Genomic DNA, 21090 nt, shown 5'->3' with positions numbered 1-21090 from the left:
GAGATCAAGCCCACACTATAGTTACATCCTGTGACGAGTCTCAAAAATAGTGATCAACAATACATTTTTGTTATGTTAGGTAAATGAGTGAAAAGTTAAGTTTGTGTGCTACGCTTCACAAATGTCTGCGCATTTTCACATTCTGTGACCTTGCTCCACCTGCCTGTCTATCGTTCCTGGCTATCAGAGAAATCATGTTAACCATTTCAAATGAACTTGATAATCATTCTCATTTTGATAGCATAAAACATAGCAAAGGCTATATTTCCAGAGGCAGAAATGACGAATAGTCGCGTAGAGAGTAGCAGCGGCAGAGCGGCACGCAAGCTGCGGCTCGCATTAATGGGACCGGCATTCATTGCCGCGATTGGCTACATCGATCCGGGTAATTTTGCGACCAACATTCAGGCCGGGGCCAGTTTCGGCTATAAACTGCTGTGGGTTGTGGTCTGGGCCAATCTGATGGCGATGCTGATTCAGATGCTCTCCGCGAAGCTGGGTATTGCTACCGGAAAAAACCTGGCGGAGCAAATCCGCGATCATTATCCACGTCCGGCAGTTTGGTTTTACTGGGTTCAGGCGGAAATTATCGCCATGGCCACCGATCTCGCCGAGTTTATCGGGGCGGCGATCGGCTTTAAGCTTATTCTGGGCGTATCTCTGCTTCAGGGGGCCGTGCTAACCGGTATCGCCACTTTCCTGATTCTGATGCTCCAGCGGCGGGGGCAAAAACCGCTGGAGAAAGTTATCGGCGGCCTGCTGCTGTTCGTCGCTGCCGCCTATATTGTTGAGCTGATTTTCTCCCAGCCGAATCTGGCGCAGCTGACGAAAGGGATGGTGATCCCGTCGTTACCCACTTCTGAAGCCGTTTTTCTGGCTGCCGGGGTGCTGGGGGCGACAATTATGCCGCACGTCATTTATCTACACTCTTCATTAACCCAGAATCTGCATGGCGGGACGAGTAAAGAGCGCTACTCCGCCTCGAAATGGGATGTGGCTATCGCGATGACCATTGCCGGATTTGTGAATCTGGCGATGATGGCCACCGCCGCCGCCGCGTTCCACTTTAACGGGCATACCGGGGTTGCCGATCTTGACCAGGCTTACCTGACGCTGGAGCCGTTGCTGAGTCATGCCGCTGCCACTATTTTTGGTTTAAGCCTGGTTGCTGCGGGCCTTTCATCTACGGTTGTGGGGACACTGGCCGGGCAGGTGGTGATGCAGGGGTTCGTACGTTTCCATATTCCGCTGTGGGTTCGCCGCTCGGTCACGATGCTGCCTTCCTTTGTTGTGATCCTGATGGGACTGGATCCGACCCGCATTCTGGTGATGAGTCAGGTGCTGCTGAGTTTCGGGATTGCGCTGGCGCTGGTGCCGCTGCTGATCTTCACCAGCAACAAATCACTGATGGGCGATCTGGTGAATTCGACGTGGGTGAAACGCGCCGGGTGGGCCATTGTGGTCGTGGTGGTGGCGTTAAACTTGTGGTTGCTGATAGGCACAGCCGCAGGCCTGTAAAAGAAAAAGGAGCCGGAAGGCTCCTTTTTGTTGTTAATGGTGATGGCCGTGACCGTGGCCTCTGCCTTTTCCGTGACCCCAGCCGCCACGGCGGTCGTCACGATCTTTCCAGCCTTCGCGGTAGCCGCGTTCGTAAGCCTTACGCTTATCCCAGCCACGGTGATAGCCGTTATCGTGTTTCCACCAGCGGTTTTGACGCCATTCATAATGGCGATGCCAGTAGTCACGGTCGCGCCAGTAGCCACCGTCCCAGTATCTGCCGTAGTCATCACGATCGCCAATTTGTAATTTAATCGATGGCAACAGGGTGATTTCGCCCGCATTGGCGACCAGCGGGGCCGAAGCCAGTAATACCGCTGCAAGAATCAGTGACCTGAACATACTCTTCTCCTTCACGATCGGGGCCGCTGTGCGACCTGTTAACGCAATTTTACGAGTTGGTAAACATTCGTTTCATCGCCTCAACTCCTAAATCATGAACGAGAGCACTTTTTGCTAAAAGTGTTTTTAATCTGAACTGGACAGGATCGTATCTATCATCTTGAGCTCTTCTGCCGTGAACCGACAATTTTCAAGCACGCCTGCTGCATCATCAATTTGTCGGGTCTTGCTTGCGCCGATGAGCACGGATGTCACCGCATCGTGGCGCAGGATCCAGGCCAGTGCCATTTGCGACAGCTTTTGCCCCCGTTTTTCCGCCAGCGCATTCAGCTTACGTACCTTTTCCAGCTTTTTGTCGGTGATCTGTTCCGGATTAAGGAACTTACTGCCGCTTGCTGCGCGAGAATCCGCCGGGATGCCGTTCAGATAGCGATCGGTCAACTGTCCGCCCGCCAGTGGAGAGAAGGGGATACATCCCACCCCTTTTTGCTGCAACACGTCCAGCAACCCCTCTTCAGGCGCACGTTCAAACATGGAGTACTTCGGCTGGTGGATCAAACATGGCGTGCCCAGATCCTCCAGTATTTCAATCGCCTGCCGTGCCATTTCTGCCGGGTAGTTGGACAGACCGATGTACAGCGCTTTGCCCTGACGCACCACATGGTCAAGCGCTTTCATGGTTTCACGTAGCGGCGTGTGTGGATCCGGGCGGTGGTGATAGAAGATATCGACATACTCCAGCCCCATACGCTTGAGGCTCTGGTCCAGGCTTGCGATCAGATATTTACGCGAGCCCCAGTCACCATAAGGCCCGTCCCACATGGTGTAGCCCGCTTTAGTGGAGATGATCAGCTCATCGCGCCAGGGCAGGAAATCCTCCTGCAAAATGCGCCCAAAATTACGTTCGGCCGAACCAGGAGGCGGGCCGTAATTATTGGCAAGGTCAAAATGCGTAATACCCAAATTGAAAGCACGCTGTAAAAGTTGACGGCTGTTTTCGAGCAACGTCGCGTCGCCAAAATTATGCCACAGCCCCAGCGAGATGGCGGGAAGCTTAAGACCGCTTTGCCCACAGCGGCGATATTGCATTGTCTGATAACGATTTTTGTCAGGCTGATAACCCATTTGTGAGACCTCTGGCGCTGGAAAGAAACATCCGTGTATACGTTTACACTAATCTGAAGAAAATGAGCATAGCGCAGCTTTTTTCGTAAAGCATTCTTTCCAGCCCCTGATTGTCGTCAATTCTGGACACGCTTCACGCTTATTTAATACTCAGAGTGAGGTCAACGTCAGAAGGACACTTATAATATGCGTACCCCCTATTGCGTCGCCGATTACCTGCTGGACCGACTAACAGATTGTGGTGCCGATCATCTGTTTGGCGTGCCGGGCGACTATAACCTGCAATTTCTCGATCACGTGATAGATAGCCCGGACATCTGCTGGGTGGGCTGTGCCAACGAACTGAACGCGTCTTACGCCGCAGACGGCTATGCCCGCTGTAAGGGCTTTGCCGCACTCCTGACGACATTCGGCGTTGGGGAGTTAAGCGCCATGAACGGTGTGGCGGGCAGCTTTGCCGAACATGTTCCCGTCCTCCATATTGTAGGGGCCCCGGGTATGGCGGCGCAGCAGCGAGGAGAGTTGCTGCACCATACGTTGGGCGACGGCGAGTTCCGCCACTTCTATCATATGAGCGAACCCATCACCGTTGCGCAGGCGGTGCTTACGGAACAAAACGCCTGCTATGAAATTGACAGAGTCCTGACCACCATGCTGCGGGAGCGCCGTCCGGGCTATCTGATGCTGCCCGCCGATGTGGCGAAAAAAGCCGCTACACCTCCTGTAAGCGCTCTCACTGTTAACCCCGCACCGGCCGATTCAGCCTGCTTGCAGGCGTTCCGTGAGGCTGCCGAAAAGCGCTTGTCTACGAGCAAACGCACCGCGCTGTTAGCGGACTTCCTGGTACTCCGCCACGGTCTGCGCGCGGCCCTTCAGACGTGGGTGAAAGAGGTGCCGATGGCACACGCCACCATGCTGATGGGCAAGGGCATTTTTGACGAACGACAGAGCGGTTTTTACGGCACCTACAGCGGATCGGCGAGCGCCGCGCCGGTCAAAGAGGCCATCGAGGGTGCTGATACGGTGCTGTGCATTGGCACGCGCTTTACCGATACGCTCACTGCCGGATTTACCCACCAGCTTACGCCAGACCAGACGATAGAGGTTCAGCCTCACGCGTCCCGCGTCGGCGACGTCTGGTTTACGGGTATCCCGATGAGGGAGGCCATTGAAACGCTGACAGCGCTGTGTAAAACCTATGTTCGTGATACGCGAGCGCCATCGGATCACAGCGGCTTTTCGTTCCCGACTATTGAAGGGGCGCTGACTCAGGAGAGCTTCTGGCGTACCCTGCAAACGTTTATTCGCCCCGGAGACATTATTCTGGCTGACCAGGGGACGTCTGCTTTCGGCGCTATCGATCTGCGTTTACCGGCGGACGTGAACTTTATCGTCCAGCCGCTGTGGGGATCGATTGGCTACACGCTGGCGGCGGCGTTTGGCGCGCAAACGGCGTGTCCGAATCGACGCGTGATTGTCCTGACGGGCGACGGCGCCGCGCAGTTGACCATTCAGGAGCTGGGATCCATGCTGCGCGACAAGCAGCGCCCGATTATTCTGGTGCTTAACAACGAAGGATACACGGTGGAAAGGGCCATCCACGGGCCGGAGCAGCGCTATAACGATATTGCCCTCTGGAACTGGACGCAGATACCGCAGGCGCTGAGCCTGGCGCCTCAGGCAGAGTGCTGGCGCGTCAGCGAAGCGGAAGCGCTGGCGGAGGTGCTGGATAAAGTGGCACACCATGAGCGGCTTTCGCTGATCGAGGTCATGCTGCCGAAAGCCGATATTCCGCCGCTGCTGAGCGCGCTGACCAAAGCGCTGGAGGCGCGCAATAACGCCTGATTACCTGTCGTTTCGCCATGCCATCAGCATCGGTTTGCCCGCCAGCAGGAGCCAGGCGGGCAACATCACGATACAGAGCAGCGGCAGAAGCGTGGTATCCGGCACGACAACGGCCGCCATAAACAGGCTCAGCCACGCATCGCGCGTGACCACCAGTACCAGCCCCAGAATGGAGCAGGAGACGGTAATCGCCGCAGGGACAGCGTCAACGTGCTCATGCAGCATCAGCCCCAGCGCGACGCCAACAAATACCGCCGGGAAGATACGACCTCCCCGGAAACCACAGGCCGCCGCGACCACCAGCGCCGCCAGTTTCACCAGCGCGAACAGCAGATAATCTGAGACGCTGAAGACCTGGCTGAAGGCCAGCTGCTGCATCTCGTCCAGACCCTTAAACAGCGTAACCGTCCCGCCGATAGCGCCTAAAACGCCCAGAATAAAACCCCCCATGCCCAGAATCAGCACCGGATGCTTCAGCCTGTGCATCAGGCGATGCAGGCGAGGAAGACACCACACCGCGACCATCCCCAACGCAATGGCGATCGCGACGACGACGGCGCCGCTGAAAATATCGGTGAGTTGCATCTGGCCGTAGTGGGGAATGGAGAGTGAAAAATGGGGATGGAAAAACAGGCTGGTGGTGAGGGCTCCCGCAGCGGCGGCCATTAGCGGCGCGAAGAGTTTATCCCAAAGCGGCACCTCATGATCACTGCTGAGCGTTTGCGAAAAAATGAGCGCAGCCGCGACCGGAGTGCCAAACAGCGCCCCGATGATGCCAGCGGAGGCCAGGATCGTCCAGTCCAGCGCGCCAACGCGCGGGAAAAGACGCGCCCCCAGAAAGACCGCCAGCGCGATATTCACCGCCATAATGGGATGTTCAGGCCCGAGGCTTACGCCGCCCGCAAGACCGATTATCAGCGCGATGATAAGCCCCGGCAGAGCCGAGGGGGAGACAGGCGCGCCAATCAAGGGTTCCAGTGCCGGGTCCGGCCCGGCATGGCCCGGGCTATAGCGGATCACCAGCCCTACGGCAATCCCGGTCAGGGTCAGCATCACCATGATCCAGCCCGGCGAGTCAATGCTGATGCCGAGTTTTACCGGAAGCGCGGTCCATAAAATCGTTTGCAGCACCGCCGCCACTTTCATGACGACGATGAGCACCAGGCTCGACGCCACGCCAATAATCAGCGCCGGGACAGCCAATAACAGCATGGTTCTGGCTCGCGGATGGAGCATGATGATTTCCTTGTACAAAACGGCTTAACGTTACTTTGCACAATCAGCATTGTGGCAATAGTGCAAAAGGTGCTGAAACGGTAAAGTTATTATGTGACGAAGATCGATAATCCATGGGCAGTCACCTTCTGGTCGTTGTTGTTATCACGCCTTGAATTTACAGTGTCCCAAAGATTTATTCTGACTTTAGCGGAGCAGTAGAAGAATGACAAAGTATGCTTTGGTAGGTGATGTAGGCGGCACTAACGCGCGCCTTGCCCTGTGCGATGTGAACAGTGGTGAAATTTCTCAGGCGAAAACCTATTCAGGGCTGGATTACCCAAGCCTGGAAGCGGTGGTTCGCGTCTATCTGGAAGAGCATAAAGTGAGCGTTGAAGACGGTTGTATCGCCATCGCCTGTCCGATTACCGGCGACTGGGTGGCGATGACCAACCACACGTGGGCCTTCTCAATTGCCGAAATGCGGAAAAACCTCGGCTTCTCGCACCTTGAAATTATCAACGACTTCACTGCGGTTTCCATGGCTATCCCAATGCTTAAACCAGAGCATCTGATTCAGTTCGGCGGTACGGCCCCGGTTGAAGGCAAACCGATTGCCGTTTACGGCGCGGGAACCGGTCTGGGGGTGGCGCACCTGGTCCACGTCGACAAACGCTGGGTCAGCCTGCCGGGCGAGGGCGGTCACGTGGATTTTGCGCCGAACAGCGAAGAAGAGGGCATTATTCTTGAGGAGCTACGCGCCGAGATTGGTCACGTGTCGGCCGAGCGGGTGCTTTCTGGTCCGGGTCTGGTGAACCTGTATCGGGCGATTGTCAAATCAGACGGTCGTCTGCCGGAAAATCTGCAACCGAAAGATGTGACCGAACGCGCGCTGGCCGACAGCTGTATTGACTGCCGCCGTGCTTTGTCGCTGTTCTGCGTCATCATGGGGCGTTTTGGCGGCAACCTGGCGCTGAACCTTGGCACCTTTGGCGGGGTCTATATTGCGGGCGGGATCGTGCCGCGCTTCCTCGATTTCTTTACCGCCTCCGGCTTCCGTGGCGGCTTCGAAGACAAAGGCCGCTTCAGGAGCTATGTCCAGGACATTCCTGTTTACCTGATTGTCCACGACAACCCAGGCTTACTGGGATCCGGCGCGCATCTGCGTCAGGTTCTTGGTCAGATCCTCTGACGCTCATTTCCCTCTCCTGCGGGAGAGGGAACGTGCTACAGGTGCATGAGCTGGCGGAACTCTTTCACTCTGCTGCGGCTTACAGGCACCTGAAAATCCAGATCCTTCAGCCGCAATATATAGGTGTTGTTAAACCAGGGTTCGATTTCGCGGATCTTGTTCAGGTTGACGCAGAACGAGCGGTGGCAGCGGAAGAAGTGGGCGGCCGGGAGTTTATTGCAGAATTCGGTGATGTTCATCGCCATGACGTAGGATTCACGCCGCGTATAGACAAATGTCATTTTTTCATGCGCTTCGGCATAGTAAATATCGTCGACAGGCGTGACGATGATCCGTTCGTCCTTCACCAGATTAATTGTGTCGTTTTCCCGCGCTACCGGGCTGGCACTGGCGGGTAAGGACTGCTGCTGCCACGCGGCTTCCAGCTTATGCAGCATGCTGATAATACGCGACTCCTGGTACGGCTTTAGAATATAGTCAAACGCCTCAAGCTCGAAGGCCTCCACGGCATGCTCTTTCCACGCGGTGACAAACACAATAAACGGCTTGTGGGCGAACTGATTGATATTTTGCGCCAGCAGGACGCCGTCCAGCGACGGAATATTAATATCGAGGAATATCGCGTCGACCCGGTTATGCTGTAAAAATTTCAGCACGTCCAGACCATCCTCAAAACAGCCAACAATCTCCATCTGGCTGTGGGTTTTGATAAGCCAGCTCAACTCCTGTTGAGCCAGAAATTCATCTTCTACGATGATGACTTTCATCTGTTACTCCGGCCTACGGCAACAAGGATATGGGGGCATTCACGGGCGTTCGCTCATTCGGAACATAAAAGGCAATTTCGGTGCCCGGCTCAAGGCGGTGAATATGCAGCCCGTCACCGTACAGCAGTTTGACCCGGTGATGCACATTCAGCAGTCCGATCTTGTTGCCTGGCATTTCGTTTGATTTGACGCGTTCGATAACTTTCGGATCGATGCCGTGCCCGGTATCGCGCACGGCGATACGCACGCGGTTACCGCTTTCCGTTACGCTAATTGTTACCACGCCTTTGCCTTTACACGGCTGAATACCGTGAACAATGGCGTTTTCCACCAGAGGCTGGATCAGCAGGCTTGGGATCACGCAGTTGACCTCTTCATCAATATCGTAAATGACCGTCAGCTTATCGCCAAAGCGAGCCTGCTCGATCGCGATGTAATCCTTGATTTGATACAGCTCTTTTTTGATGTCGATCTGCTCGTCGTCTTTTAGCTCAATGTTGTAGCGAAGATAGCGCGACAGATTAAATATCAGCTGCCGCGCGGTGTCCGGATTCAGACGGATGGAAGAGGAGATAGCGTTCAGCGCGTTAAACAGAAAATGGGGATTGATCTTGCTTTGCAGGGCGCGCAGCTCTGCCTTATTTGCCATCTCGCGCAGCTGCTCTGCACGCGAAACCTCTAGTTGAGTGGAGATGATCTGCGACAGGCCAATCGCCATCTCCTGGAGCGAGGAGGTGATTTGGTGCGCATGACAGTAGTAAATTTTCAGCGTCCCCGTGACCACGCCTTTTTCCCACAGCGGGATCACCAGCATTGAGTGGATCTCTGGCGTCCGGTGGGCTTCGTCATTGTTTTTAATGATGATTTTTCCGTAGTTAATCGCCTGTCTGGTGGTTGGGCTGATGGTGTCGTCGCTGTCGCGATAATTGTGCTCACCGACGCCAACGTAAGCCAGCACGTGATCAATATTGGTGATAGCGACCGCATCGGCATGAATATCACGGCGGATGATATCGCAAACCTGACGTAAAGATTCGGCGTTAACGTGCCGGAAAAGCGGCAGCGTCTTGTTGGCGATATCCAGCGCCAGCTTGGCCTGACGCGCGGCGCTGGCCTCTTTTTCGCCTTCCACGCTTTGCACCAGCAGCACGATAAAACCGATACAGACGCTCCCGAGGATCATCGGAATACCGATCTTCGAGACGATATCCAGCCCCAGCGCAACGGTTGGCGCCCAGACGATGACCAGGATCATGGTCAGCGTTTCGCAGACCATCCCCGCGATAATCCCCGCACGCCAGTGCTGCTTTTTCGGGATTTTGCGGTTAATCCAGCCCGAGAGCAGCCCGGCAATAATGCTGGTGATAAAGCAGGGAACTGCCGTCACGCCGCCAATATCAATCAGGTATCGATGGGTGCCAGCGATAATGCCTGTGATAATCCCGACCCAGGGACCAAAGAGGATCCCGCCCGACATGACGGCGATGATGCGCACGTTCACCAGCGAGCCTTCTACCGGCACCCCGGACCAGGTGCTGAACAGGGCAAACATCGAAAAGATAAACGTGACGGCCAGCAGCTCTTTTGGCGAATGGGCAGATTTATGCAACAGTTCGCGGAACAAGCGGATGCGGATAAGGAAAAAGAGACAGATCAGCATTAATGCCGCGCGGTCGAACACCGCGAGGAGCATATTGAAGATTTCGTGCACGGTCAGGCCTGGGAAAACGGGAAAAATCTATGATAGAAAACATAGGGCCTGATGACCAGCTATCCATCAGATTTATCAAATGGGGAAAAACCATAATTCTCAAAGGGGATTGCTGGCTTTTGACTGAAAGCCGGCGCTTTTCCGTTTGGGGAGAAACGTCAGGTAACGATACTGAAAATATTGTGTTAAATTGTAGAGCTTAAAACTGCCTGTTCGCGATAGGAGTTCCGCTTTTCACTGCAATCGCATTCCCGTTTTAGAGCAAAATATTGTTTTGCCGTTATCCTCTCGACAGCCTCTTTTTCTTCAGGTTATTTTCTAAGCATGCCACACGGGTGGCAGCGTCGCTCGGACGGTCCGGGCGCTAACGTGACTCTGAGGAATCTATGGCTGAATTCAGTCCTGAACGCCGTTTTACGCGTATCGATCGTCTCCCCCCTTATGTTTTCAATATCACTGCTGAACTGAAAATGGCTGCGCGTCGGCGCGGCGAAGACATTATCGATTTCAGTATGGGTAACCCTGACGGCCCAACGCCGCCGCACATTGTTGAGAAACTCTGCACGGTTGCCCAGCGTCCCGATACCCATGGGTATTCCACCTCACGCGGCATTCCACGCTTACGTCGGGCGATCTCCCGCTGGTATCAGGATCGTTATCAGGTCGATATCGATCCTGAAAATGAAGCGATTGTGACCATTGGCTCCAAAGAGGGGCTGGCCCACCTGATGCTGGCGACGCTGGATCACGGCGATACCGTACTGGTGCCGAATCCGAGCTACCCGATTCATATCTATGGGGCGGTGATTGCCGGGGCGCAGGTGCGTTCTGTCCCGCTGGTGGAAGGCGTCGACTTCTTTAACGAGCTGGAACGGGCGATTCGTGAAAGCTATCCGAAGCCGAAAATGATGATCCTCGGTTTCCCGTCAAACCCAACGGCACAATGCGTTGAACTCGAATTCTTCGAGAAAGTGGTCGCGCTGGCTAAGCGTTACGACGTGCTGGTGGTACACGATCTCGCCTACGCCGATATCGTTTATGATGGCTGGAAAGCGCCGTCAATTATGCAGGTACCGGGTGCCCGTGATGTGGCGGTTGAGTTTTTCACCCTGTCGAAAAGCTACAACATGGCGGGCTGGCGAATTGGTTTTATGGTGGGAAACAAAACGCTGGTGAGTGCCCTGGCGCGTATTAAAAGCTACCATGACTATGGCACCTTTACGCCGTTACAGGTTGCGGCCATCGCGGCGCTGGAAGGGGATCAGCAGTGCGTGCTCGATATTGCCGCTCAGTACAAACGCCGTCGTGATGTGCTGGTAAAAGGGCTTCATGAAGCAGGCTGGATGGTGGAAATGCCTAAAGCCTCCATGTACGTCTGGGCGAAAATCCCCGAGCCGTATGCGGCGATGGGTTCTCTGGAATTTGCCAAAAAACTGCTTCAGGATGCGAAGGTTTGCGTCTCTCCAGGCATTGGCTTTGGTGACTACGGTGACACGCATGTGCGTTTCGCGCTGATTGAAAACAGCGACCGTATCCGTCAGGCAGTGCGGGGCATTAAAAGCATGTTCCGTGCGGATGGCCTGCTTGCAGCGAAGAGCGTTGCGGAACAACCCGAGTCGTAACGGACACCAAAAAAAACAGGCGCCAACGGCGCCTGTTTTTTTGACTGCATTTTCTTAACTAGATCATCAGAGCAAACGTTCCGGCCCAAACTAAAACAATAACCGAAATGCCCATAAAGAAATATTTCACGTTTCATCGCTCCGCGTATCTTCCGGTACGCATTAAAAAAACAGAGTCCAACTGAGTATAGAGAGTTGAAATCATGCGAAAGGGGAAATCGGAATTATCCCGTTACGTCGCTAACTTCAGCTCTGAATTCTGTGCTTTCCTGTCGCCAGACGGCGCTAATGTACGCCTAAATTTCAGGAGTGACAAGAGGCATTTTTTTAAATAATTTCCGACACTTACGAGTGTCGTGGAACGGCGACAGTTTGATTTCGGTACGCAATAAATGCCTGTTGAGCGACGGTCGATAAAAGCCGTTACGCACTGTGATTACAGGTGTTTGAAAAGGTTAGTTTCTTAGCGAAACTAACCTTCGAAAGGGGTCAGATATAGAGTGAGGCTTCGCCCAGGGGACGGGTTTTAAAGCGGCGGTGCATCCACAGATACTGCTCAGGCGCACGCATAATCTCAAACTCAATCACCTTATTGATAAAGGTCGCGGCTTCACTCTCATCTTCAGGATAGTTCGCCATCTCTGGGGAGATATGCAGACGATAGCCTGACTTATCCGCTTTTCTGACCATGGTCACCGTCAACATCGCGGCGCCTGAGAGACGTGAAATCACAAAGGTACCGTTCGTCGTAGCGACATCTTTAACCGCAAAGAAAGGGGCAAAGCTGCTGCCTTTAGGACCGTAGTCCTGATCCGGGGCAAACCAGACTGCTTCACCTTTTTTCAGGGCGCCAACCATACCGCGCAAATTGTTACGGCTGATCATCGCCTTATTTGAACGCATGCGGCCCCGCGTTTGTACCCATTCCATCAGCGTGCTGTTATGCGGGCGATAGGTTGCCATCATCGGCTGACAAAGGCCCATAACGCGGCCACCCAGCTCAAGCGACATAAAATGCACACCCACAACCATCACGCCGCGGTTTTGCATCTGGGCACGTTTCAGGTTATCCAGACCTTCCACGTCAAACCATTTACGGACACGCTCGTCTGGCCAGAACCAGGCCATACCGGTTTCAAGCAGCGCCATACCGATAGATTTAAAGTTTTCCGCAATCAGCGTTTCGCGCTGCTGCGCATTGTAATGCGGAAAGCAAAGTTCGAGATTTTTTCGGGCAATGGACTCACGACGCTTAAGGAAGTGACGCGATGCGCTGCCGAGCTTCGAACCCAGGAAACGGATCACGGGATAAGGAAGTTGAACCAGCAGCCAAAGTACGCCAAGGCCAAACCACGTAAACCAGTAGCGCGGGTGCAGAAACGCCCGCTGAAATTTGGATTGAGACAAAATAGTGGAACCTATGTAAAGCCTGTGAAGGTAGCGCAGACTTCGCGATACCACGTGCCATTAAGACCGTAGGACGAGGTCATGGTTGCAGGCTTTACCGTTCTTTACGACGTTGCCTGGCCATTGCTGACTTGGGTGGGCGGCATAATGTAGCACCGTTATACATTATGAGCTATCACTCGTTTTTGTTTAAAAAAGCGGCAATTGCGGAGTGGTTTGATTTTGCTATTGTTAAATCTGCGTTCCCGCATGCCTCCTGAAGGTGCAGACCATGGAAACCTACCTGCAAACGGTGAAAGAAGAGTGGGTGAAGCTAATTAATGAAACCGATCCCGATGTGCATCGGCTTGCGACTGAGCTTGCCAGGGACAACGCAACGCCCCTGGTCGCTGAATTCTATCGTGTTGTGCTGGCAGATCCGTCGGCAGCTGAATTCCTGACCACCGAACAGGTGGAGAGGCAGCTTCAGGAGGCGCTTCGTCGCTGGCTTATTGATGTGCTCTCATGCCGTGTGGAGCAGGTTGAAGAGCAGATGCGGGCGCAGCAGCGCGCTGCGGATGTTCATGCCCGTATTGGTATTTCGGTTGATTTAGTTGAAATGGGCTTCCGTGTTCTGAAAAAGCTGCTGTTACCTGTCATTACTACCAGCGCCCATTCGCCTGAGGTGAAGCTGCATATTTATCACTACGCGATTAACAGTATCGATCTGGCCATGGAAGTGATGTCGCGGGCCTATGTATTTAGCGAGAACAATGCGGCGAAAGAGGACGAAAATTACCGCATCTTTTCCTTAATGGAGAACGCAGAAGAGGAGAAGGAGAGACAGACCGCGGCGCTGCTGTCATGGGAAATGGTGCTTCTGTATAAGATCACGCTTAATTCCAGTATCGGCAACAGTCTGCCGCTGGGGCAGTCTGAATTTGGACTGTGGTTTAGCCATAAAGGTCGGCACTATTTCAGCGGGATCGCTGAGGCCGGTCATATCTCTCGTCTGATTCAGGAATTCGATGACCTTTTTAACGAGGTCCGTCTTTCAGGGCAGGGTCTGAGTGATAAAGCGCAGCGGGATAAATTCTTGCAGCGAATGCGTAATACGCTCTCGCAAATCATCACGCTTTTGCGCGAACTGTTTGACGAAGTGTCGCGACACGAGGTGGGGGTTGATGTCCTGACCCGCCTGTTGAATCGCCGTTTCCTGCCAACCATCTTCAAACGCGAAATCCTGCACGCCACCCGGGCGGGAACAAAGCTCTCGACGCTGCTGATTGACGTCGACAAATTTAAACAAATCAACGATACCTGGGGGCACAATACCGGGGACGAGATCCTGCGAAAAGTCTCCGGCGCGTTCTACGACAACGTGCGAACCTGTGATTACGTTTTTCGCTACGGCGGCGATGAATTTCTGATTGTGCTAACGGAAATCTCAGAGGTGGACGCGCTGCGAATCGCCGAGCGTATCCGCAGGCGGGTGGAAAAAATCAAGGTTAACTCCCCAACCGGCGATATTATCCCGCTCTCCCTCTCGATAGGCGTGGCGATGTTCAACGGGCATCCCGATTACGAGCGATTGATTCAGGCGGCGGATGAAGCTTTATACGGCGCGAAACGGCGTGGCCGAAACTGCGTGGAGCTTTGGAAGGGGGCGTAAGGAAATACAGAAGTGTCCCCTGCAGGAATCGAACCTGCAACTAGCCCTTAGGAGGGGCTCGTTATATCCATTTAACTAAGAGGACGTAGAAATAACTGATTTTTAAGTGTTCGTCTTGTGTTGCATGTTATCCCAATAGTCCACGCAGCTTCAAGCTTTTAGTCTCTTTTATTTCCTGTTCGTTCATGTCTGTACGCAAAGAAAATCATTTGGTTCACTTGCCATTGCGTACAGATTGAGTACAGAATGCTGAAAATCAGTGTGTACAGGATACAGAGCCGTGGCCCTCAGTGATACCAAACTACGCAGCATCAATGACAAGCCATACAACGGCGCGCCAGAAGTAACAGATGGCGACGGTCTCAGCGTGCGTATAACCCCTACCGGAACGATTACGTTTCAGTTTCGGTACCGATGGAACGGTAAACCTGTTCGCCTTTCTATTGGACGCTATCCAGCTACCTCTCTGAAAGAAGCGCGCGTAATAGTCGGCGAGATGCGCGAATTGTACCTCAAGGGGCTAAACCCTAAAAATTATTTTGCCAAAGAGGATGGCGAGCTGACGCTGAAAGAGTGTCTCGATCAGTGGTGGAACAAGTATGTTGAAACCCTGAAGCCTAATACACAGACTTTATACAAGTCAGTTGTGTACAACACTATGTACACAGAATTCCCGGATGCCCCCGTCGTCAACATCCCTGTTTCAGCATGGGTTAGGTTTTTCGATAAGCAGGAAAAGAAAAACGGCAAAAAGGCCAGGGTACTTCTCCTGCAGCTGCGATCAGTAATGAACTGGTGTATCAGCCGACAACTCATACCTTCGTGCGAGGTTCTGAAGCTCAGCGTTAAGACGATAGGAAAGAAGCCGGATGTTGGTAGCAGGGTTTTAACCTATACCGAACTGGCAAAAATATGGCTCGCGCTGGAAAACAACAAGATCGTTACTTCCAACAAGGTGCTTCACCAACTGTTGTTGTTGTGGGGAGCCAGATTGTCAGAACTTCGCCTGGCTACTAACAGTGAATTCAATATGGACGATCTTATTTGGACTACTCCAGCTGAGCATTCAAAAATGGGGAATGTTATTCGTCGTCCTGTTTTTGAGCAGGTAAAGCCTTTTGTAGAGAGGCTTTTAAATTCGGGTAACACCGTCCTGTTCCCTGGCCAGGAACTGGATAAGGCAATAGATCGTTCGTCAGCAAATCTCTACATGAAAAAACTAAGGGATAAAATTGATATACCTGAATGGAGAACGCACGATTTCAGGCGCTCACTGGTAACGAATTTGTCAGGGGAGGGAGTTATGCCCCATGTCACCGAAAAGATGCTGGGGCATGAACTGGGTGGTGTGATGGCCGTGTACAACAAACACGACTGGCTGGTGGAGCAGAAAGAGGCTTATGAAATGTATGCCGATAAAATATTCTGGCATGTTAAACAGCTCGGTTGACGCCGCCCTCTTCAATCCATTTCATAACTGCTTTACGGCTGTAGCGTGACGGATATGTGAGAACAGGATTGGGGAAACCACGTTCTTTGCGTAAGCGCCAAACAGCAGTTTTTTTCTTTTTGAGCAGGTCGAATACTTCCTGCTCCTCCATAAAATCAGTAGTAGTCATAAATACCTCATCAAAAATTACCGTTAAAAACACACGTACCACACCCGCCGCGAGCGCCTTCAGTGCAGACATCGCAGCGATCTACTTTTTTGATTTTACCGTCTCCTCCTGCTGCATTGCTCCCTGCATGGCGGCGCGGCAGGCGTCTTCAATATGATTTCTAATACGTTTCCGGCATTCGTCCTGATTATCTGCGTAAGTAGACATTATTCCATCAACGGCAAGACTTATAGCCTCATCAGGAACTACCGGCGCTGGCGGGGCGGAGTAAAAATACTCGTCCTCAATTCCCTCAACGGGTTTTGAGAAGCCGATAAAATTACCGTAATGCCAAGGATAAGGGCCGTATGGCTCAACGGTCACACGACGCCAGCGGTGAATCGCAGGCTCCGTTTCGAGCGATGCCAGCGCGATACGCGCCAGCTTCAGTACCACCTTGGCAGTTATTTTTTCACTGAAGTGCTCTCGTGCTTTCTTTTCCGACCACACGACAGGCCACAGGACTTCTTTCGCAGCTGCTTCGATTTGCTGTAACTGCTCTTTGGTGAACTCTTTGGTAATAGTGCTCATTGGGCTTTGTCCTTCACCAGTTTTTCCCATTTTTCGCGCAGCTCTTTTCGGGCCTCAGCTTCATGATCTGGCGGGTACGAAAATCCGGCGCGCATACCCGAACAGCCATTCGAGCAACGAATTTCTGCCGATCCCCAGTTCATTCCCCGACTACGAACCTTCAAAGAGGGTGACATACCGCAATTAGGACAGCGTGGTAAGTGATAATTTTCCACGATGGGCCTCTTACTCATTGGCAATGATGATCATCGGTTTACCTCACGCACTGCTGTTTTATTGGCGCGAAGCATTTCTTTAGAGCGACCTGAAATCACCGTTTTCATGAGGAAGAAACCACGGCGATCCGCAATGACTCCAGGAGTACACATCAAAATCGTATCAACAACCCGAACGTGTCGGCGAAACTCGAATACGGTGCTGGTGATTATGATTTTTGCAGTGGGCCCCATGTCTTGGTATTCAATTTTCATGCTATTACCCTCGCGATCAGCTTTACAGTCCCGATGAAACAGTAGAATCCAGCAGTTAACCCAATCCCTGTTAAGAGAGAAAAGAACAGGGACCACATCATCAGTTCGGATATTTTTTTCATGGTGCAGCCTCGTCAGTTTCGTGACGAAACTCCCGAAGAATAGATGTGATTTCGGCTTGTATTGCTGGTGGAATTTCAATGGTTAGCCCTTCCCCGGAATCCTTTGTACAAGAGGAAATAAGTTCAAGGAACTTCCTGGCTTTTCCAGCATTAAACTGAGGGCTGGCTATGCTCTTGGTAACTTTTTTCTTTCCAGCTGCCTCGGCTTTTTTCATCAGACGTGAAGCTTCACGATCTGCGTAAACACCATGCTCACGAGATATACCGATTGCGATTGCGTAATTCATTGAGCCGTCACGAACGAGCTTTTTGATATACGGTGTGCATTCGTGAAGCTGGAGGTGCTGAAGAATATCTGACTCAGAGCGTTTAACTTTTGACGCTATCTCTGAAGGGCTCCACCCCTGATTTTGAAGGCGATGATAAGCTGCGCCTCGTTCAAGTGGAGTCAATGCCAGCCCCTGAGAACTGGTCACCATGAAGGCGATTTTGTCAGCCTCACTGCCTACAAAATCTTTGCACTCAAGACGAACAATATCGTGCCCCATTGCGATAGCAGCCAACGCGCCATGATAACGGTGGTGGCCGTCGATCACTTTCACCCCGCGCTCAGTAACTTCTACGGCAAGCGGCGGTATATATTCCCCGGCAATAAAGGCATCGCGGAATTCTTCTACATGCGCCTGGTTAAGTTCACGAACGTTGTAGCCTTCCTCGGCATAAATTTTATCTACTGGTACGTTGTAAGTTTTTCGGGTGGTTAATCCGGCGTCTTTATCGTTATAGAGCTGGCCTAAGCTTGGCATATGATCACCTTCTTTCAGGGAATGCTTTGCTATACGCCCCCACGAATGGGGGCGCATAAAACAACACACGGTATTGATGGGTTAAATGGAGCCTTCGTAAATAGGCAGGTCTTCACCGAGCTGGTTTTCCATATCAGTGACGATTTCCTGGAATGCATGCTCAACAACTTTCTTAGGTTCGATCAGCTCATACCAGAGGATTAACTGACCGTCACGCAGGCGATAACGGATACGGGCATCGACCTGATACGGCGAACCGTTATGGAATGGTGAAATTGCCAGGCTGATTTTTTCTGGCATTTTGGTGTTGCCAGAACCGGATTTTTCATCGCTGAACTGGAACTGGCAGGTGCCATCAGAAAGACGTTTAACGGACTTAAACTCTGACTTACGGGTTTCCTGGAATGCGAGAACCATTTCCAGCAGTTCAGTTCCTGACGGCCCTAGATATGAATCACTAACCGGCGCGACATTCTGAATGTTGTTTTCCAGGAACTCAGCAAAGTTAATCTGGTCCATTTTGCTCCCATCAGCAGCAACCCAGGCTTTCCATTCATCAGAGAACGGGCAGTCATAAACGGCCTTGTGTGCGGCCCAGCTTGGTTTTTCTGCATCCTGATGGAAGTCCAACACGGCTACGATTCGCGTTTTGGTCTTATCTGCGAAAACAACAGTACGAGAATCACGGAAACGTTGAATGTAAGCGATCAGAGACCCAGGGGAGATCAGGTTTGCAGCTTGACGAATACGTGACGGTGCCAGCTGTAGGCTTTCAAGCGACTTGACTTCAAAGCCCTCCGGCACGACAACAGACGGGATATCAGTTTGTGTTTTCAGGTTTGCAGAAACCAGATCACGAATTTCGGATACGGCAGAGCCTTCAATATGAGACATTGAATATTTCCTTTTCAGATTAGAACGGTTGGTTAGATAGGTATTACTGGGCCAGCTTGATTGGTGCAGTCTGAGTTTTTGGCTCAATGACTTTCAAATCCAACTGGGTTTGTGAAGGGTCATCGCGGAGCAAATCGCCATCGGCAGTGGCAAACATGATGGTGTCTGCACGGTCAAGCTCTGGAATAGTGCGAGTGACCTTTGGCGTAACCTTCATGGTGTTTTCATCGCGGTTGTTCAGCATTGCACAGTTCAGCGTCAGAGTAACAGCGCCTTTCTTACCTGTTTCTCGAACAGCCTTAATAACTTCTGCCAGCGCCTCGGTTAATTCAGCATCCAGCGTGCCTTTATTGATATAGGCAAGTTGCTGACTAAACGGCGTGGTGTTTTTATTTTCGGACATAAATATCTCCAGTTAACTATTTGGATCGCCTTTCTGGATAAGCAACCTGCACAGCCAGCTACGCCGCCAGATACTAGCGATGGTTTTTGGGTTGCGAACAGCCTGCACACCACGAGGGGCGCGCATCAGATCGCCGTACTGAAAATTAACGTTACGGAAGGTCATACTGGTCACCGATAGATAGGGTATCCGGCAGGAGTTGAACCCGCGCTGGGCAGGGAAACCCAGCCAACACCGGAAGCGGACACATTGAAGAAAAAGGGCGGTCAGCCATCAGAACATTATCATCTTCCTCCTGTTGGAATGGTTGAAGACTGGATAACCGCCAAGACTTAGGCAATAAAAAAGGCCGCTTTTGCGACCTTGTTAAATTATGGATTAAACTACCTAGGCCTAGTCCAATAATTTGTACTGGTATAAAGTTCATACTTATCTATGAAAAATCTTGTATCAATAAGATAGTTAGGATATGCGTAAGATAATTTGCGTAAATCATCCATTTCTACAAACAGGCCGTTCGCCTCTTCATCCTTTTCAACGGCTGAGTAAGCTTGAATAGCCAAATGTTTTTGCAATGGCGTATACGCTTTGTAATATATTTTATTACCTTTTAAGGCAATGATAACATACCCACCTTTTATTTTTGATAAGTCTAAATCCTTATCTGAAAATAACCTGTTGAATGACTTCAGTTTTTCTATTGCATTGAGCTTATCATTTAAACTCATTAATCTTATTTTGATCTGATTTTTTTCTTGCGGGGTTAGAGTTATAAACTCTTCTTCTTCAGCTATAAATTCGCTCATTAGCCTGAAAAAATTAACCCATGATGGGTTTGATTCAAAGGGGTTCGTTTTAAGTGTACGGCCTTCACATAAGTCGACCACCTCAATAGTCGTAGCCCACAAGTGCTGAAGCTTTGTTCTTAACTGAACCTCAATATCGAATCCTTTCCATTGGTGAGCTTCATCTTTATCGTAGCAGGTATAAATCCGATGAATGCCACGGTATCCTGTAGACTTTGGTGACTTTATGTAATCTTTAACTTTTGATTTATGCGTGGTTCTACTTTTGTCAAGAGATGAATCCAACAAAAGCAATTGTAATCTATTTTCAACAATAACACGACAGCCGCCAATATCACTCATTCTCGTTACTGCAATAGAGTTTGGGGTGACGCCATCCAGCGTTTTGCGTCGAAGCTTATCAATGATTGTCGGGAGTCGTTTTAAACGCCGCGCTATAATCGCGTTTTTATTTATCTTCTGTGCATGCTTCCATACCAGATTTTTTATAATCATCAATGGGTAAAGATGTGCGGCGCGATACTGCTGGATAATTTCGATAGCTTTTTCGATATCGCCATTTCCTTTACGTATACACTCTCCAGCTTTTTTTACTTGGTTTTTTGAGTGTTCGAGTACTATTTTTCCCTTCTCGTACTGTGCATTTGCCATGTTGTTACCTGCATCTGGTAGCTTTAATAATGGCACTATAACCTCCTGAAATCGTTGACACAACGCAATGACATTACTGTGTGCTCCGTATCTCGTTTAGCATTGCTAACTGGTGTTGATTCAGCCCAACCCCCTCACCATGAAGAGGCTGGAATAAATCTTTTTTTGCCCCGTATTGCCGACATCCTGTCCCGCCACGGTTCCGACGCATGGTTTAAAGTCGCGCCGTTCGACCATCTCCAGCAAACCGACGTTTTAAACGTTACGGTTGGGTACCTTACCGCTGTTGATGTGCTTAATGTAGGATATCCAACA

At 51.5% G+C, this 21090-nt stretch carries 20 protein-coding genes and 1 tRNA gene; 6 read left to right on the top strand and 15 right to left on the bottom strand.

Annotated elements, in window-relative coordinates:
- Positions 1 to 279 precede the first annotated feature (279 nt).
- On the top strand, positions 280 to 1518 hold the full coding sequence (locus DD597_RS08900) for an Nramp family divalent metal transporter (RefSeq protein ID WP_003861343.1): 1239 nt from the start codon (positions 280 to 282) through the stop codon (positions 1516 to 1518).
- A 33-nt stretch (positions 1519 to 1551) separates the two neighbouring features.
- Here the strand turns inward: DD597_RS08900 and ypeC are convergent, their stop codons facing one another.
- Together ypeC and mgrA are read right to left on the bottom strand one after the other, a co-directional pair.
- Complete coding sequence (gene ypeC, locus DD597_RS08895) at positions 1552 to 1899, bottom strand: DUF2502 domain-containing protein YpeC (protein ID WP_003861345.1); 348 nt, start codon at positions 1897 to 1899, stop codon at positions 1552 to 1554.
- Positions 1900 to 2025: 126 nt separating this feature from the next.
- Positions 2026 to 3024 (bottom strand): L-glyceraldehyde 3-phosphate reductase, encoded by a 999-nt coding sequence (gene mgrA / locus DD597_RS08890; protein WP_129256102.1) that lies wholly within the window; start codon positions 3022 to 3024, stop codon positions 2026 to 2028.
- 186 nt (positions 3025 to 3210) lie between these two features.
- Between mgrA and ipdC the strand changes: the two genes are divergently transcribed.
- Positions 3211 to 4869 carry an indolepyruvate decarboxylase gene (ipdC, locus tag DD597_RS08885; protein WP_022651551.1) on the top strand — a complete coding sequence of 553 codons (1659 nt, stop codon included), beginning with the start codon at positions 3211 to 3213 and terminating at the stop codon, positions 4867 to 4869.
- Here ipdC and DD597_RS08880 read toward each other — a convergent pair whose 3' ends face one another.
- Positions 4870 to 6105, bottom strand: a complete 1236-nt coding sequence (locus DD597_RS08880) for an ion channel protein (protein WP_129256101.1) — start codon at positions 6103 to 6105, stop codon at positions 4870 to 4872.
- Between the two features lie 205 nt (positions 6106 to 6310).
- Here DD597_RS08880 and glk point away from each other — a divergent pair, with 205 nt between their 5' ends.
- Entirely contained in the window at positions 6311 to 7276 is a 966-nt protein-coding gene (gene glk, locus DD597_RS08875) for a glucokinase (protein WP_003861352.1), read from the top strand.
- A gap of 35 nt (positions 7277 to 7311) precedes the next feature.
- Here glk and DD597_RS08870 read toward each other — a convergent pair whose 3' ends face one another.
- Both DD597_RS08870 and DD597_RS08865 read right to left on the bottom strand, forming a co-directional pair.
- Complete coding sequence (locus DD597_RS08870) at positions 7312 to 8043, bottom strand: LytTR family DNA-binding domain-containing protein (RefSeq protein ID WP_023325009.1); 732 nt, start codon at positions 8041 to 8043, stop codon at positions 7312 to 7314.
- Positions 8044 to 8056: 13 nt separating this feature from the next.
- Complete coding sequence (locus DD597_RS08865; protein WP_003861356.1) at positions 8057 to 9754, bottom strand: sensor histidine kinase; 1698 nt, start codon at positions 9752 to 9754, stop codon at positions 8057 to 8059.
- Positions 9755 to 10140: 386 nt separating this feature from the next.
- Between DD597_RS08865 and alaC the strand changes: the two genes are divergently transcribed.
- Positions 10141 to 11376, top strand: coding sequence for an alanine transaminase (gene alaC / locus DD597_RS08860; protein WP_023314600.1), 1236 nt, complete (start codon positions 10141 to 10143; stop codon positions 11374 to 11376).
- Positions 11377 to 11434: 58 nt separating this feature from the next.
- On the opposite strand, the gene ypdK is transcribed toward alaC, so the two are convergent.
- Both ypdK and lpxP read right to left on the bottom strand, forming a co-directional pair.
- On the bottom strand, positions 11435 to 11506 hold the full coding sequence (ypdK, locus tag DD597_RS08855) for a membrane protein YpdK (protein WP_099458937.1): 72 nt from the start codon (positions 11504 to 11506) through the stop codon (positions 11435 to 11437).
- A gap of 359 nt (positions 11507 to 11865) precedes the next feature.
- Positions 11866 to 12786 carry a kdo(2)-lipid IV(A) palmitoleoyltransferase gene (gene lpxP / locus DD597_RS08850; protein WP_129256139.1) on the bottom strand — a complete coding sequence of 307 codons (921 nt, stop codon included), beginning with the start codon at positions 12784 to 12786 and terminating at the stop codon, positions 11866 to 11868.
- A 268-nt stretch (positions 12787 to 13054) separates the two neighbouring features.
- On the opposite strand from lpxP, the gene DD597_RS08845 reads away from it, so the two are divergent.
- Entirely contained in the window at positions 13055 to 14434 is a 1380-nt protein-coding gene (locus DD597_RS08845; RefSeq protein WP_003861362.1) for a diguanylate cyclase, read from the top strand.
- 13 nt (positions 14435 to 14447) lie between these two features.
- Here the strand turns inward: DD597_RS08845 and DD597_RS08840 are convergent.
- Positions 14448 to 14519: transfer RNA gene (locus tag DD597_RS08840), tRNA-Arg, on the bottom strand.
- A 195-nt stretch (positions 14520 to 14714) separates the two neighbouring features.
- Here DD597_RS08840 and DD597_RS08835 point away from each other — a divergent pair.
- Complete coding sequence (locus DD597_RS08835) at positions 14715 to 15884, top strand: integrase family protein (protein ID WP_032634979.1); 1170 nt, start codon at positions 14715 to 14717, stop codon at positions 15882 to 15884.
- Here DD597_RS08835 and DD597_RS08830 read toward each other — a convergent pair.
- The 7 genes from DD597_RS08830 to DD597_RS08795 form a co-directional block, all read right to left on the bottom strand.
- A complete protein-coding gene (locus tag DD597_RS08830) occupies positions 15868 to 16053 on the bottom strand; it encodes a DNA-binding protein (RefSeq protein WP_165298120.1) in 186 nt (61 codons plus the stop codon). The two genes, DD597_RS08835 and DD597_RS08830, sit on opposite strands and share 17 nt — an antisense overlap.
- Positions 16054 to 16134: 81 nt before the next feature.
- The gene (locus tag DD597_RS08825) at positions 16135 to 16623 is read right to left on the bottom strand and encodes a hypothetical protein (protein WP_063448874.1); all 489 of its coding nucleotides are present in this window, start codon (positions 16621 to 16623) and stop codon (positions 16135 to 16137) included.
- A 245-nt stretch (positions 16624 to 16868) separates the two neighbouring features.
- Entirely contained in the window at positions 16869 to 17093 is a 225-nt protein-coding gene (locus tag DD597_RS08820) for a hypothetical protein (protein WP_048206674.1), read from the bottom strand.
- Between the two features lie 118 nt (positions 17094 to 17211).
- On the bottom strand, positions 17212 to 18021 hold the full coding sequence (locus DD597_RS08810; RefSeq protein ID WP_048206678.1) for a DNA-binding protein: 810 nt from the start codon (positions 18019 to 18021) through the stop codon (positions 17212 to 17214).
- An 81-nt stretch (positions 18022 to 18102) separates the two neighbouring features.
- Complete coding sequence (locus DD597_RS08805) at positions 18103 to 18915, bottom strand: YfdQ family protein (protein WP_047352689.1); 813 nt, start codon at positions 18913 to 18915, stop codon at positions 18103 to 18105.
- A 43-nt stretch (positions 18916 to 18958) separates the two neighbouring features.
- Complete coding sequence (locus DD597_RS08800; protein ID WP_047352688.1) at positions 18959 to 19318, bottom strand: hypothetical protein; 360 nt, start codon at positions 19316 to 19318, stop codon at positions 18959 to 18961.
- A gap of 383 nt (positions 19319 to 19701) precedes the next feature.
- Positions 19702 to 20811 (bottom strand): RelA/SpoT domain-containing protein, encoded by a 1110-nt coding sequence (locus DD597_RS08795; RefSeq protein WP_223604519.1) that lies wholly within the window; start codon positions 20809 to 20811, stop codon positions 19702 to 19704.
- Between the last annotated feature and the right edge of the window lie 279 nt (positions 20812 to 21090).

Origin of the sequence: Enterobacter cloacae complex sp. 677-3DZ2D5B (assembly GCF_004136695.1) — a bacterium.
GTDB lineage: Bacteria > Pseudomonadota > Gammaproteobacteria > Enterobacterales > Enterobacteriaceae > Enterobacter > Enterobacter hormaechei_C.
This window is presented reverse-complemented; position numbering and strand designations above follow the sequence as displayed.